Raw genomic sequence first — 16,362 nt, 5'->3', positions numbered from 1 at the left:
GCCGGCCCTGTTCGGGATCCGCCCCCCGTTGCCCTGCCGCCGCGCGTACGCCGGGCTCGGCATGGTCGGCAGTCGGCGCCCGGCGCTGCAGAAGGGTGCTCGCGGCCGGGCGGTGGCGTGCCGCGTCAGCAGGTACGCCGTCAAGGTCCGTACCACCGCCGGTGGGACGGGCACCGGCACCCGTTAGTCCTGCCCTTTGCGGATCACCCACAGCACGGCGTGCCCGTCGTGGTGGCCCAGATCGTCCCGGCGGCGAAGACCGGTCGGCGTGTCCGGGTCCTCCGCCCGCCGACGGCCACAGGCAGCGCTGAGAGGGCGCGGTGACGTCGGGGAGCACGCCCCGGGAGGCGCGTGCGGGTATGAAGAAACCCGTCCGGTGGCATGCCGGACGGGCTCCGTCACGACGCATCGGTCATGCGGCGATCCGAGGGGACCGCATGACCAGGAGATCGGATCAGAACGCCTCGACGGCGCGGCGTGCCTCAGGATCGAGAACGCCCCAGCCAATCAGCTCCTCGGTGAGCTCCGTCGGTGACTTGTCGTAGATCACCGCCAGCGAACGCAGATCCTCCTGCCGGATGGACAGGACCTTTCCGTTGTAGTCGCCCCGCTGGCTCTGAATCGTCGCGGCGTAACGGGCGAGGGGACCGGCCTTGTCCTTCGGAAGCTGTTGGAGTCGCTCGAGATCGATCACGAGCTTCGGCGTCGGGCCGAGCGGACTCGGCGCGGCTCCGCCGGGGAGCAACTCGGACACCGGCACGCCATAGAACTCGGCGAGCTCGGCCAGCTTCTGAACGGTGACGGCGCGGTCGCCCCGCTCGTACGAACCCACGACGACGGCCTTCCAGCGGCCACGTGATTTCTCTTCCACACCGTGCAGGGACAGGCCCTGCTGGGTACGGATGGCGCGAAGTCTCGCGCCGAGAGCCTTAGCGTATTCAGACGGCATCGCGGCCCCCAGGCTCACTTTCTCGTCGTCGATAGTGGCCCCGGGAGGGGACCCGGACGGGGAACCCCCGCCGCCCCGAGACGGGTGTGCCCATGCAGGCGCACTCTCAGCCGGCCGGGGGGCCGACTGCCCGAGGGGTCCATCTCCAGGGATGGTTACGGACAGTGACGGTAAAACGGGTAGAGCCCCAGGTCAAGCTGATTGGAAAAAAGCGGCGAAACAGTCGGCGCTCTGAGGGGCTCCGACGAGGGGCTCGGAGGGTCCGGAACCCCTTGCCCGCAGGGGCTCGTGGGACCCGGTGGGCCGGCGCCGCGGTGGCCGCCGACCGTTGGGTAAAAGCTTGCCATATCCCCGGCCCGGCGTCCGGCGGCGCGCTTGCGCAGCGTCGTCACCAGCGAAAACGTGACGGTGCCGGTGCGGGGCGTGTACGTCCGGGCTGCTACCGTGATAGCGCCCGACGTCCTTTAAGACCCGTCCAGAGAGGCGGGAAAGGAGGTTATCGAGGTGAGTGCTGCCTCCGTGCCCGCGCACGGACCGTCACCCGATAGTGATGTGAGTCACAAGACCGTTCTCGAGGCCCCCGACATCCGGCGCGCGCTCACTCGGATCGCCCACGAGATCCTCGAACGCACCAAGGGTGGCCGCGACATCGTCCTGCTCGGAATCCCGACACGGGGGGTCACGCTCGCCGCCCGGCTGGCCGAGCGGATCACCGATGTCGAAGGCACCCCCGTCCCGTGGGGTTCGCTCGACGTGACGATGTACCGCGACGATCTGCGGCTGCGCCCGGCGCGCGCCCTCGGCCGCACCGAACTGCCGCCCGAGGGGGTCGACGACCGCGTCGTCGTCCTCGTCGACGACGTCCTCTTCTCCGGCCGCACCGTCCGGGCGGCCCTCGACGCGCTGAACGACCTCGGCCGCCCGCGCGCCGTGCAGCTCGCCATCCTGGTCGACCGCGGCCACCGCGAGCTGCCCATCCGCGCCGACTACGTCGGTAAGAACCTTCCGACCAGCACCCGCGAGAAGGTCAAGGTGCTGCTCGCCGAGACCGACGGCCGGGACGCCGTCGTGCTGGAGGTCCCCAAGTGAAGCGCCACCTGATCTCGGCGGCCGATCTCACCCGGGACGACGCGCTGCTCATCCTCGACACCGCCGAAGAGCTGTCCCGGATCGCCGATCGCCCGATCAAGAAGCTGCCCACGCTGCGCGGGCGCACCGTCGTCAACCTCTTCTTCGAGGACTCCACGCGCACGCGCATCTCGTTCGAGGCCGCCGCCAAGCGGCTGTCGGCGGACGTCATCAACTTCTCGGCCAAGGGCTCCAGCGTGTCGAAGGGCGAGAGCCTCAAGGACACCGCGCTGACCCTGGAGGCGATGGGCGCCGACGGCGTCGTCATCCGCCACAACGCCTCCGGCGCGCCGCAGCGGCTCGCCGGCTGGGTGCGCGGCAGCGTCGTCAACGCCGGCGACGGCACGCACGAGCACCCGACGCAGGCGCTGCTCGACGCGTACACCATGCGCCGGCGGCTCGGCGACCTCGACGGCCGCCGGGTCACCATCGTGGGCGACATCCTGCACAGCCGGGTCGCCCGCTCCAACGTGCTGCTGCTGAACACCCTCGGCGCGGAGGTCACGCTCGTCGCGCCGCCCACGCTGTTCCCCGTCGCGGTCGACACGTGGCCGTGCGAGGTCGCGTACGACTTCGACGCGGTCCTGCCCAAGAGCGACGTCGTGATGATGCTGCGGGTCCAGCAGGAGCGGATGTCCGACGCCTTCTTCCCGACAGTCCGCGAGTACAGCCGGCGGTACGGCCTGGACACCCGCCGCCTGGCCGCGCTCCAGGACCACGCGATCGTCATGCACCCCGGCCCGATGAACCGCGGCGTCGAGATCGCCGCGGAGGTCGCCGACTCGCCGCGCTCGACCATCGTCGAGCAGGTCGCGAACGGTGTCACCGTCCGGATGGCCGTGCTCTACCTCCTGCTGGGCGGCTCCAGCCGGCCATCGGCGGCGACGTCTCCGGCCGCAGTGAGGTGTCGCGCGACGGCGACGGGGCACGCACCGGCGACGCATCGAGAAGGGAAGAGGCGTGATGTTCCTCATCAAGGGCGCGGGGATCCTCGGCGGGGCGCCCGCCGACATCCTGCTCCGCGACGGCGTCGTCGCCGAGATCGGCGCGGGCGTGACCGCGCCGGAGGCGACCGTCGTCGAGGCCGGCGGCCTGATCGCGCTGCCGGGCCTGGTCGACCTGCACACCCACCTGCGCGAGCCGGGCCGGGAGGACGCCGAGACGGTCGAGACCGGCACCCGCGCCGCCGCGGCGGGCGGCTACACCGCGGTCCACGCGATGGCCAACACCGAGCCCGTCGCCGACACGGCCGGCGTCGTCGAGCAGGTGTGGCGCCTCGGCCGGGAGGCCGGGCACTGCGACGTCCACCCGGTCGGCGCGGTCACGCGCGGCCTGGAGGGCGAGCGCCTCGCCGAGCTCGGCGCGATGGCCGACTCGGCCGCGCGGGTCCGGGTGTTCTCCGACGACGGCCACTGCGTGTCCGACGCGGTGCTGATGCGCCGCGCGCTGGAGTACGTCAAGGCCTTCGACGGCGTCGTCGCCCAGCACGCGCAGGAGCCGCGGCTCACCGAGCACGCGCAGATGAACGAGGGCGAGGTCTCCGGGCGGCTCGGCCTGGCCGGCTGGCCCGCCGTCGCCGAAGAGGCGATCATCGCCCGCGACTGTCTGCTCGCCGCGCACGTCGGCTCCCGCCTGCACGTCTGCCACGTCTCGACCGCCGGTTCGGTGGAGATCCTGCGGTGGGCGAAGAGCAAGGGCTGGCAGGTGACGGCCGAGGTCACGCCGCACCATCTGCTGCTGACCGACGAACTCGCCGAGACGTACGACCCGGTCTACAAGGTGAACCCGCCGCTGCGCACCAAGGCCGACGTCGAGGCGCTGCGCGAGGCCCTCGCCGACGGCACGATCGACTGCGTCGCCACCGACCACGCCCCGCACCCGGCCGAGGCCAAGGAGACCGAGTGGGCGCCGGCCGCGATGGGCATGATCGGGCTGGAGACGGCCCTGTCCGTCGTCCACGAGGCCATGGTCGAGACCGGCCTGCTCGACTGGGCCGGCGTCGCCGACCGCATGTCGGTACGGCCGGCGCGCATCGGCCGCATCACCGGCCAGGGCCAGCCGATCGAGGTCGGCGCCCCGGGCAACGTGACGCTGTACGACCCGGCCCCCCGCACGGCCGTCGACCCGGCGGCCTTCGCCTCGAAGAGCCGCAACACCCCGTTCGCCGGGCTCACGCTGCCGGGCCGGGTGCGCGCGACGTTCCTGCGCGGCCGTCCCACCGTCCTGGAAGGAAAGGTCATTTGAGTTCCGCGACCAAGCCCGCGCTGCTCGTCCTGGAGGACGGCCGGACGTTCCACGGCACCGCGTACGGCGCCGAGGGCGAGGCGTTCGGGGAGATCGTCTTCAACACCGGCATGACGGGCTACCAGGAGACGCTGACCGACCCGTCGTACCGCCAGCAGATCGTCACGATGACCGCGCCGCACATCGGCAACACCGGCGTCAACGACGAGGACCCGGAGTCCGGCCGCGTCCAGGTCGCCGGGTACGTCGTCCGCGAGCCGTCCCGGATCGTCTCCAACTGGCGGGCGCGCCGCTCGCTCGACGACGAGCTTCGCGAGTACGGCGTCGTCGGCATCGCGATCAACGGCACGCGGGCGCTCACCCGCCACCTGCGCGACAAGGGCGCCATGCGGGCCGGGGTCAGCACGGCCGAGACCGACCCCGAGGCGCTGCTGGAGCGCGTGCTGGCCAGCCCGGACATGATCGGCGCCGACCTGGCCCGCGTGGTGTCCACGCCCGAGCCGTACGTCGTGCGCCCCGAGGGGGACGTGCGCTTCCGGGTGGCCGCGATCGACCTCGGCATCAAGGCGATGACCCCGCGGCGCATGGCCGAGCGCGGCTGCGAGGTGCACGTGCTGCCCGCGACCGCGACCGCCGAGGAGATCCTCGCGGTCGGGGCCGACGGCGTGTTCTACAGCAACGGGCCGGGCGACCCGGCCGCCTGCGGCTACGCCGTCGAGTCGATGCGCGGCGTGCTGGACTCCGGCACGCCGGTGTTCGGCATCTGCCTCGGCAACCAGATGCTGGGCCGGGCGCTCGGCCTCGGCACGTACAAGCTGCGCTTCGGCCACCGGGGCGTCAACCAGCCGGTGCAGGACCGTGCCAACGGGCGGGTGCACATCACCAGCCACAACCACGGCTTCGCGGTCGAGGCGCCCCTGGACGGCCCGTTCGACACGCCGTACGGCCGCGCCGAGGTCAGCCACGTCGACCTCAACGACGGCGTCGTCGAGGGGCTGCGGCTGCTCGACCGGCCGGCGTTCAGCGTCCAGTACCACCCGGAGGCCGCTCCGGGCCCGCACGACGCCACCGGCCTGTTCGACCGGTTCTGCGAGTTGATGGAAACAAAATGAGTGACGTCTCCGGCCACGAGGCCGACCACGCCTCGGATTCCGCGTCGCACGGGCACGTGCCCGTCGATCCGAACGACGCCGTCGTACGGGCCCGTCCGCCGTCTCCGCTCGCCCTCATCCTCACCGCCGCCGCAGCCGTCTTGACCGCATTGGCCCTCGTGGCCCTCGTGGTCGCGTCCGGACAGGGAACCTGATGCCGCGCCGTACCGACCTGAAATCCGTCCTCGTCATCGGCTCGGGCCCGATCGTCATCGGCCAGGCCGCCGAGTTCGACTACTCCGGCACGCAGGCGTGCCGTGTCCTCAAGGCGGAGGGCCTGCGCGTGGCCCTCGTCAACAGCAACCCCGCGACGATCATGACCGACCCGGAGATCGCCGACGCGACGTACGTCGAGCCGATCACCCCGGAGACCGTCGAGAAGGTCATCGCCAAGGAGCGCCCCGACGCGCTGCTGCCCACCCTCGGTGGGCAGACCGCGCTCAACACCGCCGTGGCCCTGCACGAGTCCGGCGTCCTGGAGCGGTACGGCGTCGAGCTGATCGGCGCCAAGGTCGACGCCATCCAGGCGGGGGAGAACCGCGAGCGGTTCAAGCGGATCGTCGCCGACATCGGCGCCGAGTCCGCGCGCAGCGTGATCTGCCACTCGATGGACGACTGCCTGGCCGCCGCCGAGACCCTCGGCTACCCGATGGTGGTCCGCCCGTCGTTCACGATGGGCGGCGCCGGGTCCGGCATGGCCTACGACGAGGCCGACCTGCACCGCATCGCCGGCGCGGGCCTGGCCGCGAGCCCGACCAGCGAGGTGCTCCTGGAGGAGTCGATCCTCGGCTGGAAGGAGTTCGAGCTGGAGCTGATGCGCGACCGGCACGACAACGTCGTGGTCGTCTGCTCCATCGAGAACGTCGACCCGATGGGCGTGCACACCGGCGACTCGATCACCGTCGCGCCGGCCATGACGCTCACCGACCGGGAGTACCAGCGGATGCGGGACGTCGCCATCGACGTCATCCGCGCCGTCGGCGTCGACACCGGCGGGTGCAACATCCAGTTCGCGATCGATCCGGCCACCGGCCGGATGATCGTCATCGAGATGAACCCGCGCGTGTCACGTTCCAGCGCGCTGGCGTCCAAGGCGACCGGCTTCCCGATTGCCAAGATCGCCGCCCGGCTCGCCGTCGGCTACACCCTCGACGAGATCCGCAACGACATCACCGAGGAGACGCCCGCGAGCTTCGAACCGAGCCTCGACTACGTCGTGGTGAAGGCGCCGAGGTTCGCGTTCGAGAAGTTCCCGGCGGCCGACAAGACGCTGACGACCCACATGAAGTCCGTCGGCGAGGCCATGGCCATCGGCCGGTCCTTCCCCGAAGCGCTGCAGAAGGCCCTCAGATCCCTGGAGAAGGCCGGAGGCTCCTTCTCCTGGGCTCCGGGCCCCGAGGCGCTCACGGAGGGCGAGCGGGCCGCGCAGAAGGCCGAGCTCATCGAGCGGGCCCCGCCGGCCGCGCGACGGGCGGCTGCGCGACGTCCAGCAGGCCCTGCGGGCGGGCGCGACCGTCGAGGAGCTGTACGAGGCGACGCGGATCGACCCGTGGTTCCTCGACCAGATCGCCTCCCTCGACGAGGTCGCCGCCGCCGTGGCGGGCGACCAGCTCGACCCGGAGGCACTGCGCGAGGCGAAGCGGCACGGCTTCTCCGACGAGCAGATCGCCGAGATCCGCGGCACCTCCGCCGAGGTCGTCCGCGAGCTGCGGCACGCCCTCGGCATCCGGCCCGTCTACCTGACCGTCGACACCTGCGCCGCCGAGTTCGAGGCCCGCACGCCGTACCTGTACTCGACCTACGACGAGGAGACCGAGGTGCCGCCGGGCGACAAGCCCAAGGTGATCATCCTCGGCAGCGGGCCGAACCGCATCGGGCAGGGCATCGAGTTCGACTACAGCTGCGTGCACGCCTCGTTCACGCTGGCCGACGCCGGCTACGAGACCGTCATGGTCAACTGCAACCCCGAGACCGTCTCGACCGACTACGACACCTCCGGCCGGCTCTACTTCGAGCCGCTCACCCTCGAGGACGTCCTGGAGGTCGTGCACGCCGAGCAGGAGACCGGCGAGGTCGCCGGGGTCATCGTGCAGCTCGGCGGGCAGACGCCGCTCGGGCTCGCGCAGAAGCTCAAGGACGCCGGCGTGCCGGTCGTCGGCACGTCGCCGGAGAGCATCCACCTCGCCGAGGAGCGGGGCGCGTTCGGGCAGGTCCTGGCCCGCGCCGGGCTGCCGGCGCCCAAGCACGGCACCGCCACCACCTACGAGGAGGCGGCCGCGATCGCGGCCGAGATCGGCTACCCGGTGCTCGTCCGGCCGTCGTACGTCCTCGGCGGGCGCGGCATGGAGATCGTCTACGACGAGGACACCCTGAAGTCGTACATCGAGCGCGCCGGCGGCGGGCAGTGGAACCCCGAGCACCCGGTGCTCGTCGACCGGTTCCTCGACGACGCCATCGAGATCGACGTCGACGCGCTGTACGACGGCGAGGACCTGTACCTCGGCGGCGTCATGGAGCACATCGAGGAGGCCGGCATCCACTCCGGCGACTCGGCGTGCGCGCTGCCGCCGATCACCCTCGGGCACGAGGACATCGGCCGCATCCGCGCCTCCACCGAGGCGCTCGCCCGGGAGATCGGCGTGCGCGGCCTCATGAACGTCCAGTACGCCCTCGCGGCGGGCGTCCTGTACGTCCTGGAGGCCAACCCGCGCGCGTCCCGTACGGTGCCGTTCGTGTCCAAGGCCACGGCCGTGCCGCTGGCCAAGGCGGCGGCCCGCGTGATGATGGGCGAGAGCGTCGCCAAGCTGCGCGCCGAGGGCATCCTGCCCGCGACCGGCGACGGCGGGGACCTCCCGCTCGACGCGCCGATCTCGGTCAAGGAGGCGGTGCTGCCCTTCGACCGGTTCCGCACGCCGGAGGGCGTCGGCGTCGACACCATCCTCGGCCCGGAGATGCGCTCCACCGGCGAGGTCATGGGCATCGACGCGGTCTTCGGCACGGCGTACGCCAAGTCGCAGATCGCGGTGTACGCCTCGCTGCCGACCAAGGGCCGCGCGTTCGTCTCCGTGGCGAACCGGGACAAGCGAGCGATGATCTTCCCGGTGAAGCGGCTGGCCGACCTCGGCTTCGAGATCCTGGCCACCGAGGGGACGGCGGAAGTCCTGCGCCGTAACGGCGTGCGTGCCAAGATCGTGCGTAAGCACAGCGCCGGCCCCGGGCCGGATGGCGAGCCGACGATCGTGCGGCGCATTCTCGACGGCGAGGTCGACCTCATCGTGAACACCCCGTTCGGCAGCCCCGGACAGTCCGGGCCGCGGCTCGACGGATACGAGATCCGCACCGCCGCCGTCCTGTGCGGCGTGCCCTGTCTCACCACCGTCCAGGCGCTCGGCGCGGCGGTCCAGGGCATCGAGGCCATCGCCGCCGGCGTCGTCGGCGTTCGGTCGCTGCAGGAGCACGCGGAGCACCTCTGGGGTGACAAGGAGGACAGTTGACCGACTCACCGGTCGCACCGGTCCAGGTGCCCGGAACGGTCCTGACGATACGGCGGACCGGGGCCTACCACGCGATCACGCTGGTGGCCCCGGGCGTCGCCGAGCGCTTCCGGCCGGGCCAGTTCGTCTCCCTGGCCGTCGGCGGCGACGAGTCGAGCATGCTGACGCGGCGATGTTTCTTCGTCCGTGAGGTCAAACCCGACTACGGCGGCACCGTCGAGATCGTCTTGGCGGTGCGCGGCGCCGGCACCCGGTGGCTGGCGGCGCTGCGCCCACGCGACATCCTCGACCTCGCCGGCCCCCTCGGCCGCCCCTTCCCGCTGCCGCGCCACCCCGTGCGCTGCGTCCTCGTCGGCGAGGGGCACTCCGGGGCGGCGCTGTTCCCCCTCGCGGCCGTGCTGCGCCAGCGCGACTGCGCCATCCACTTCGTGCTCGGCGGCGCCGACTCCGAGCACGTGTACGGCACGCGCGCGGCCCGCCGCGCCGCCGACTCCACCTCCGTCACCACCGAGGACGGCTCGCTCGGGCAGCAGGGCCGGCCCGAGGACCTGGTGGCCGCCGTCGTCGAGGAGGTCGCCGCCGACGTCGTGTACGCCTGCGGGCCGACGGAGACCCTCCGCGCCGTCACCCGGACCGCCGCGAAGTACGACCTGCCCGCCCAGGTGGCGGTCGAGGAGCCGATGTCCTGCGGCACGGGCGTCTGCATGGCCTGCGCGCTCCCCGTGATCGACGACGAGGGCGTCACCCAGATGGCGCGCTCGTGCGTCGAGGGCCCGGTGTTCCGCGGCGAGCGGGTGCGCTGGGACGACCTCGGCACGATCCCGTTCGACGCCTACGGCGCCCCCCGCTCGGTGCTCCCCGGATCCCTCTCATGATCGATCTGGAGACCCGGATCGGCGACGTCACGCTGCCGAACCCCGTGATGACCGCGGCGGGCTGCGGAGGCACCGGCCGCGAACTCGGCCGCTTCTTCGACGTCGGCCGGCTCGGCGCCCTGGTGACGCCGTCCATCACGCCCAGCCCGCGCGCCGGGCGCCCCGCGCCCCGGCTCACCGAGACCCCCAGCGGCGTCCTCAACGCCGCCGGGCTGCAGGGCCCGGGGATCGAGGCCTTCCTGACCCGCGACCTGCCCTGGCTCGCCGAGCGGGACGCACGCGTGGTCGTCTCGATCGCGGGCGGCAGCGTCGGCGAGTACGCCGAGGTCGCCCGCCTGCTCGGCGACGCCCCCGGCGTCGCGGCGATCGAGATCAACACCTCCTGCCCCAACGTCGAGGACCGCGGGTCGATGTTCGCGGCCCACCCGACGGCCGCCGCCCGCCTGGTGCGCGCGGTACGGGCGAGCGCGCCGCGCCGCCTCCCCGTGCTCGCCAAGCTGTCCGCGGACGTCACCGACATCGTCGGCGTGGCCATGGCCTGCGCGGACGCCGGCGCGGACGGCCTCTCGATGATCAACACGCTGCACGGCATGGCCATCGACACCGACACGCTCCGCCCGCGGCTCGCCGGGGTCACCGGGGAGCTGTCCGGACCGGCGATCCGCCCCGTGGCGGTCCGTTGCGTCTACCAGGTGCACGCGGCACTGCCCGAAGTGCCCATCGTCGGGATGGGCGGGATACGGACCGGCCTGGACGCCCTGGAGTTCGTCCTCGCGGGCGCCTCGGCCGTCGCGGTGGGCACGGCGACCCTGCACGACCCGTCCGCCTGCGTACGCGTCCTGCGCGAGCTCGACGCGGCGCTGAAGGAGCGCGGCATCGACCGGCTCGCCGACGTCGTGGGGCTCGCCCACAAGCCGGCCGGGAGCCTCTTCCGCCGCATCGACCCCAACGTCGGCCTGGCGGGCGCCGGTGGGGGCGCGACCGAGCCGACCGAACAGGAGACCACCCAGTGAACACCGCTCCCATCGCCGTCGCGCTCGACGCGGCGGACCTCGAGACCGCCGCGCGCTGGGCCGCGCTGGTGACCCCACATGTCAGCACGGTCAAGGTCGGCCTGGAGCTGTACCTGCGGTACGGCCCGGACGTCGTCGCCAGCGTCCGCGGGGCGAGCGGAGTGCAGGTCTTCCTCGACCTGAAGCTGCACGACATCCCGGCGACCGTCGCGGGCGCCGCGCACGCGGTGGCCCGGCTGAAGCCCGCGTACCTCACCGTGCACGCCGGCGGCGGCTCCGCCATGATCCGCGCGGCCGTCGAGGCGGCCCCGCAGACCAAGATCGCCGCTGTAACGGTCCTCACGTCCCTGTCGGAGGCCGATCTGGCCGGGGTCGGACTCACGGGTCCAGCGTCGGACGTCGTGCGCCGTATGGCCGCTCTCGCGGTCGACGCCGGGGCCCAGGCGCTGGTGTGCTCGCCCCGCGAGGTCGCGGACGTGCGCGCGGAGGTCGGCCCCGGCATCACGCTCATCACACCGGGCGTACGACCGCCCGGCACGGCCACCCAGGACCAGGCGCGCGTCGCCACGCCCGAGGAGGCCCTCGCCGCCGGAGCCGACCTCCTCGTGATCGGCCGGCCCATCACCGGCGCGCCGGACCCGGGCGCCGCGGCGGCGGGCATCGCGGCGGCCCTCCGGCGCACGGGAGCCGTCTGAGGCGCAACGCCCGCCCGATCCATGCGGCGGCGCGTACCGGGGTGTGGGAGCCGCAGGGAGCGCGTCGGTACCCCACCGCCGCACCCCGCGAGCGAGCGACGCGCCCCACGGGCCTCCCACACACCGGCGCGCCACCGCCGCATCGCCCAGGCACCCGAGACGGCTCAGACGCTCCCGCACGCCGGAACGACCGCCGTGTGGAACAGCGACCGACGTCCCTCACGCGGCTCTCACGGGCCCGCACACTGCCGTCCCGTCGGACAGGTCGTCCGTCGCGCCTGAAGCGGCTCCTGCGGGCCCGCGCACCGCCGTCCCGTCGGACAGGTCGTCCGTCGCGCCTGAAGCGGCTCCTGCGGGCCGCAGACCCCGTTGCCGCACCGCGCGGGCGGGCAGCACGCCCTACGCGGCCCCCGTATGCCTGTGCGCCGCCGCACCGGACAGGCGACCGACGCGCCTCAGCGGGCTCCCGCGCCGAACCCCGCCGGCCGCACCCACCCGTGAGGTGTGTCACTCACTCGTCTCGTGTCCGGCGGGGGGACGCCGGCGGATCACTCCGTCCGCACGCGCTATCGCCGGACCGACAGGGTCGCGTTGGGAGCCGCTTGACTGGCCTGTTTTCCCCTCGCAAGAAAAGCCAGGCCGTCGTACGGTTCGGGGTGTAAGAACCCCCTACTTTCAATACAGTGAGTGACCGGGGAACCCCATAGAGTAACATCTGCAACTTAATGACGGGCTATACGGGCTTTCACGTTGCTTTATGGGCCCTGAACTCGCTAGGTTCCCAAGCCGTCCGACTCAATCGAGTGGAAACACGAGGTGACCCGGCGTGGCGCTTCCGCCCCTAACCCCTGAACAGCGCGCCGCAGCCCTGGAAAAGGCTGCAAAGGCTCGCAAAGAGCGTGCCGAGGTCAAGGACCGGCTCAAGCACGGGGGTACCTCCCTCGCTGAGGTTCTGAAGGATGGGCAGGCCGACGACGTCATCGGCAAGATGAAGGTGTCGGCTCTGCTGGAGTCACTGCCTGGTGTCGGCAAGGTCCGCGCCAAGCAGATCATGGAGCGGCTCGGTATCGCCGAGTCCCGCCGTGTGCGGGGTCTCGGTGCCAACCAGCGCGCCGCTCTCGAGCGTGAGTTCGGCGGCGGTGGAAATCGCTGACCGACTCGCCACGGGCGGGCGCGGCGGGCACACCGCCGCGGCCGCTTCCGCCACCCCCATGGCGGGCGGCTCCATCCCGTCCAGGCGCCTGACGGTCCTCTCCGGGCCGTCCGGCGTCGGCAAGAGCACGGTCGTCGCCGAGATCCGGCGAGCCCACCCGGAGGTGTGGCTGTCGGTCTCGGTGACAACCCGTTTGCCTCGTCCTGGCGAGGTCCACGGTGTGCACTACTTCTTCGTCGACGGCGCCGAGTTCGATCGGCTCGTCGCCGAGGGGGAGCTGCTGGAGTGGGCCGAGTTCGCGGGCAATCGGTACGGCACGCCGCGCCGCGCGGTGCTGGAGCACCTCGAAGCCGGCGTGCCGGTCCTGCTCGAGATCGACCTGCAGGGCGCCCGGCAGGTCCACGCGGCCATGCCGGAGGCGCTGTTCGTCTTCCTCGCGCCGCCGTCGTGGGACGAGCTCGTCCGCCGCCTGATCGGCCGTGGCACCGAGCCGCCCGACGTGATCGAGCGCCGCCTCGACGCCGCCCGTACGGAGCTGGCGGCCGAGAAGGAGTTCGACGTCACACTGGTCAACACGTCGGTCCAGGACGTCTGTTCGGAGCTGGTAGCCTTGCTGGCTGCACAACCACCGAACTCCGACTAGCGGAAGGCGCAGGAGTGGCATCGAATGCCCCTGGTGCCGAAGGCATCACGAACCCGCCGATCGACGACCTGCTGAAGATCGTCGACAGCAAGTACAGCCTGGTGATCATGGGGGCCAAGCGCGCCCGCCAGATCAACGCCTACTACGCCCAGCTCGGCGAGGGCCTCCTGGAGTACGTCGGTCCCCTGGTGGAGACCCAGGTCCAGGAGAAGCCGCTGTCGATCGCGCTGCGCGAGGTCCGCGAGGGCCTGCTGCACTCCGAGGCCATCGAAGGCGCCTGAGTTGTCCTCCGGCGGCCCTGGGGCGTGTCGCGCCCTGATGGGCGGCCGTCTGCCGCGACGGCCGTACGGCGTCGTGGCATGCCCGGCGGAAGGGCCTGCCGGTGAGCGCGGGGCCTGACCGAAGGGCCTGCCGGTGAGTGCGGGGCCCGACCCGGCCGGGCGTCCCCGGGTGATCCTCGGGGTCGGCGGCGGCATCGCCGCGTACAAGGTCTGCGAGCTGCTGCGGCGGCTGACCGAGTCCGGGCACGACGTCCGGGTGATCCCGACGCGGGACGCGCTGCGCTTCGTCGGCGAGCCGACATGGGCGGCGCTGTCCGGTCAGCCCGTGGCCACGGAGGTCTGGTCGGACGTCGCCGAGGTGCCGCACGTCCGCCTCGGCCAGGGCGCCGACCTCGTCCTCGTCGCACCGGCCACCGCCGACCTGCTGGCCAGGGCCGCGCACGGCCTCGCCGACGACCTGCTCACCAACACTCTGCTGACGGCGCGCTGCCCGGTCGTGTTCGCGCCGGCGATGCACACCGAGATGTGGGAGCACCCCGCCACGCAGGCCAACGTCGCGACCCTGCGCTCGCGCGGCTGCCTCGTGATCGAGCCGGCCGTCGGCCGGCTGACGGGCGCCGACTCCGGCAAGGGGCGGCTGCCCGATCCCGAGGCCCTGTTCGACGTCGCCCGCCTCGTCCTGGCGCGTGGCGGCGTCCCCGCCGACCTCACCGGCCACCACGTCGTCGTCTCGGCGGGCGGCACCCGCGAGGCGATCGACCCGGTCCGGTTCATCGGCAACCGCTCCTCGGGCCTGCAGGGCTACGCCCTCGCGCGGACCGCGCTCGCGCGCGGCGCCCGGGTCACCCTCGTCGCCGCGAACGTCGCGCTGCCGGACCCGGCGGGCGCCGACGTCATACGGGCCGACTCGGCGCTCGAGCTGCGCGACGCCGTGCTCAAGGCGGCCGCCGACGCCGACGCCGTCGTCATGGCGGCCGCGGTGGCCGACTTCCGGCCGCCGGCTACCACGACGTGAAAATCAAGAAAACGGACGCCGACGAACCCGAGCCGATCGCCCTGGTCAAGAACCCCGACATCCTCGTCGAGCTCGTCGCCGCCCGCCGCCCCCGCCAGGTGATCGTCGGGTTCGCCGCCGAGACGAACGACGTGCTCCGCAACGGGCGGGAGAAACTCGCCCGCAAGGGCTGTGACCTGCTGGTCGTCAACGAGGTGGGCGAGCGCCTGACCTTCGGCGCGCCCGACAACGCCGCCGTGATCCTGTCCGCCGACGGCACCTCCGTCGACGTACCTCGAGGGTCTAAAGAAGACCTTGCCGACGTCGTATGGGACCAGGTGACGGGGCGGCTACAGTAAAGAGCACGGGTCCAGCGTGGCTTGAGCATGCCTTAATCGCCTCTGGATAGACTGCGCGTCCGATACCCGTACGAGATCCGCTCTGCTACGTCAGTCAGCAGCCGCTGCAAGGAGTGCACCCACGTGTCACGTCGCCTGTTCACCTCCGAGTCCGTGACGGAAGGTCACCCGGACAAGATCGCAGACCAGATCAGTGACGCGATTCTCGACGCGATGCTGAAGGACGACGCGCGCAGCCGCGTCGCCGTCGAGACGCTGATCACCACCGGGCAGGTCCACGTCGCGGGTGAGGTGACCACCGAGACGTACGTGGACATCCCCGGCGTCATCCGGGAGAAGATCCTCGAGATCGGCTACGACTCCTCCAACAAGGGCTTCGACGGCCACTCCTGCGGCGTGTCGGTCTCCATCGGCGCGCAGTCGCCCGACATCGCGCAGGGCGTCGACGACGCGTACGAGACCCGCGAGGGCGAGGGTTCGGACGAGCTGGACCGGCAGGGCGCCGGCGACCAGGGCCTGATGTTCGGCTACGCCTGCCGCGAGACGCCGGAGCTGATGCCGCTGCCGATCACGCTCGCGCACCGGCTCGCCCAGCGGCTGTCCGCCGTCCGCAACAGCGGCCTGGTCCCCTACCTGCGCCCCGACGGCAAGACCCAGGTCACGATCGAGTACGACGGCGACCGCGCGGTCCGGCTCGACACGGTCGTCGTGTCCTCCCAGCACGCCCCGGACATCAGCCTCAGCGACCTGCTGACCCCGGACATCAAGGAGCACGTCGTCGACCCGGTCGTCGCCGAGCTCGACCTCGACACCGAGGGCTACCGCCTGCTCGTCAACCCGACCGGCCGGTTCGAGATCGGCGGCCCGATGGGCGACGCGGGCCTCACCGGACGCAAGATCATCATTGACACCTACGGCGGCATGGCCCGCCACGGCGGTGGCGCGTTCTCCGGCAAGGACCCGTCCAAGGTCGACCGCTCCGCCGCGTACGCCATGCGCTGGGTCGCCAAGAACGTCGTCGCCGCGGGCCTCGCGGACCGCTGCGAGGCGCAGGTCGCCTACGCCATCGGCAAGGCCCACCCGGTCGGCCTGTTCATCGAGACCTTCGGCACCGAGAAGGTCTCGGTGGAGGAGATCCAGAAGGCCGTGCTCCAGGTGTTCGACCTCCGTCCGGCCGCGATCATCCGCGACCTCGACCTGCTCCGCCCGATCTACTCCCAGACCGCCGCCTACGGTCACTTCGGCCGCGAGGAGCCGGACTTCTCGTGGGAGCGGACCGACCGCGCCGAGGCCCTGCAGGCGGCCGCCGGGCTCTGACCGGGAAGCACGCTGCTTCACATCGCGGCCGTCCCGGATGACTCCGGGGCGGCCGCGACGCGTTTC

The 16,362-nt window shown here is 72.2% G+C and carries 12 protein-coding genes and 3 pseudogenes; 14 read left to right on the top strand and 1 reads right to left on the bottom strand.

Annotated features, from left to right (window positions below; genetic code table 11):
- Positions 1 to 454 precede the first annotated feature (454 nt).
- Entirely contained in the window at positions 455 to 949 is a 495-nt protein-coding gene (bldD, locus tag ACYVF7_RS43195; protein ID WP_252782932.1) for a transcriptional regulator BldD, read from the bottom strand.
- A gap of 552 nt (positions 950 to 1,501) precedes the next feature.
- Between bldD and pyrR the strand changes: the two genes are divergently transcribed.
- The 14 genes and pseudogenes from pyrR (at position 1,502) to metK (ending at position 16,296) form a co-directional block, all read left to right on the top strand.
- On the top strand, positions 1,502 to 2,038 hold the full coding sequence (pyrR, locus tag ACYVF7_RS43190; RefSeq protein WP_460351771.1) for a bifunctional pyr operon transcriptional regulator/uracil phosphoribosyltransferase PyrR: 537 nt from the start codon (positions 1,502 to 1,504) through the stop codon (positions 2,036 to 2,038).
- Positions 2,035 to 2,970 (top strand): annotated as a pseudogene (locus ACYVF7_RS43185) (aspartate carbamoyltransferase catalytic subunit); the annotation flags it as partial. The gene pyrR and the pseudogene ACYVF7_RS43185, both read left to right, overlap by 4 nt.
- A 70-nt stretch (positions 2,971 to 3,040) precedes the next feature.
- Complete coding sequence (locus tag ACYVF7_RS43180; RefSeq protein ID WP_460358441.1) at positions 3,041 to 4,321, top strand: dihydroorotase; 1,281 nt, start codon at positions 3,041 to 3,043, stop codon at positions 4,319 to 4,321.
- Positions 4,318 to 5,433, top strand: coding sequence for a glutamine-hydrolyzing carbamoyl-phosphate synthase small subunit (gene carA / locus ACYVF7_RS43175; RefSeq protein WP_460358438.1), 1,116 nt, complete (start codon positions 4,318 to 4,320; stop codon positions 5,431 to 5,433). Before ACYVF7_RS43180 ends, carA begins: the two co-directional genes overlap by 4 nt.
- Positions 5,430 to 5,627, top strand: coding sequence for a hypothetical protein (locus ACYVF7_RS43170; protein WP_360877898.1), 198 nt, complete (start codon positions 5,430 to 5,432; stop codon positions 5,625 to 5,627). The genes carA and ACYVF7_RS43170 overlap by 4 nt, the downstream gene beginning before the upstream one ends.
- Positions 5,627 to 8,966 (top strand): annotated as a pseudogene (gene carB / locus ACYVF7_RS43165) (carbamoyl-phosphate synthase large subunit). The gene ACYVF7_RS43170 and the pseudogene carB overlap by 1 nt, the downstream one beginning before the upstream one ends.
- Positions 8,963 to 9,841 (top strand): iron-sulfur cluster-binding protein, encoded by an 879-nt coding sequence (locus tag ACYVF7_RS43160; RefSeq protein ID WP_460351770.1) that lies wholly within the window; start codon positions 8,963 to 8,965, stop codon positions 9,839 to 9,841. Before carB ends, ACYVF7_RS43160 begins: the two are co-directional and overlap by 4 nt.
- Entirely contained in the window at positions 9,838 to 10,854 is a 1,017-nt protein-coding gene (locus tag ACYVF7_RS43155; protein WP_460351769.1) for a dihydroorotate dehydrogenase, read from the top strand. Before ACYVF7_RS43160 ends, ACYVF7_RS43155 begins: the two co-directional genes overlap by 4 nt.
- Positions 10,851 to 11,549: an orotidine-5'-phosphate decarboxylase gene (pyrF, locus tag ACYVF7_RS43150; RefSeq protein WP_460351768.1), complete on the top strand. Its 699-nt coding sequence runs from the start codon at positions 10,851 to 10,853 to the stop codon at positions 11,547 to 11,549. Before ACYVF7_RS43155 ends, pyrF begins: the two co-directional genes overlap by 4 nt.
- Positions 11,550 to 12,375: 826 nt before the next feature.
- Positions 12,376 to 12,702, top strand: coding sequence for an integration host factor, actinobacterial type (gene mihF / locus ACYVF7_RS43145; protein WP_252782942.1), 327 nt, complete (start codon positions 12,376 to 12,378; stop codon positions 12,700 to 12,702).
- A gap of 58 nt (positions 12,703 to 12,760) precedes the next feature.
- Positions 12,761 to 13,345 (top strand): guanylate kinase, encoded by a 585-nt coding sequence (gene gmk, locus ACYVF7_RS43140; RefSeq protein ID WP_460358435.1) that lies wholly within the window; start codon positions 12,761 to 12,763, stop codon positions 13,343 to 13,345.
- Between the two features lie 14 nt (positions 13,346 to 13,359).
- Positions 13,360 to 13,626 carry a DNA-directed RNA polymerase subunit omega gene (gene rpoZ, locus ACYVF7_RS43135; RefSeq protein ID WP_252782944.1) on the top strand — a complete coding sequence of 89 codons (267 nt, stop codon included), beginning with the start codon at positions 13,360 to 13,362 and terminating at the stop codon, positions 13,624 to 13,626.
- Between the two features lie 169 nt (positions 13,627 to 13,795).
- Positions 13,796 to 14,979 (top strand): annotated as a pseudogene (coaBC, locus tag ACYVF7_RS43130) (bifunctional phosphopantothenoylcysteine decarboxylase/phosphopantothenate--cysteine ligase CoaBC).
- A 123-nt stretch (positions 14,980 to 15,102) separates the two neighbouring features.
- On the top strand, positions 15,103 to 16,296 hold the full coding sequence (gene metK, locus ACYVF7_RS43125; protein ID WP_460351767.1) for a methionine adenosyltransferase: 1,194 nt from the start codon (positions 15,103 to 15,105) through the stop codon (positions 16,294 to 16,296).
- The last annotated feature ends 66 nt before the right edge of the window (positions 16,297 to 16,362 follow it).

The sequence above is a fragment of the Actinoallomurus acanthiterrae genome, assembly GCF_054775715.1.
Note: the sequence above shows the minus strand (reverse complement) of the source record. Positions and strands in the feature narration are given on the sequence as shown.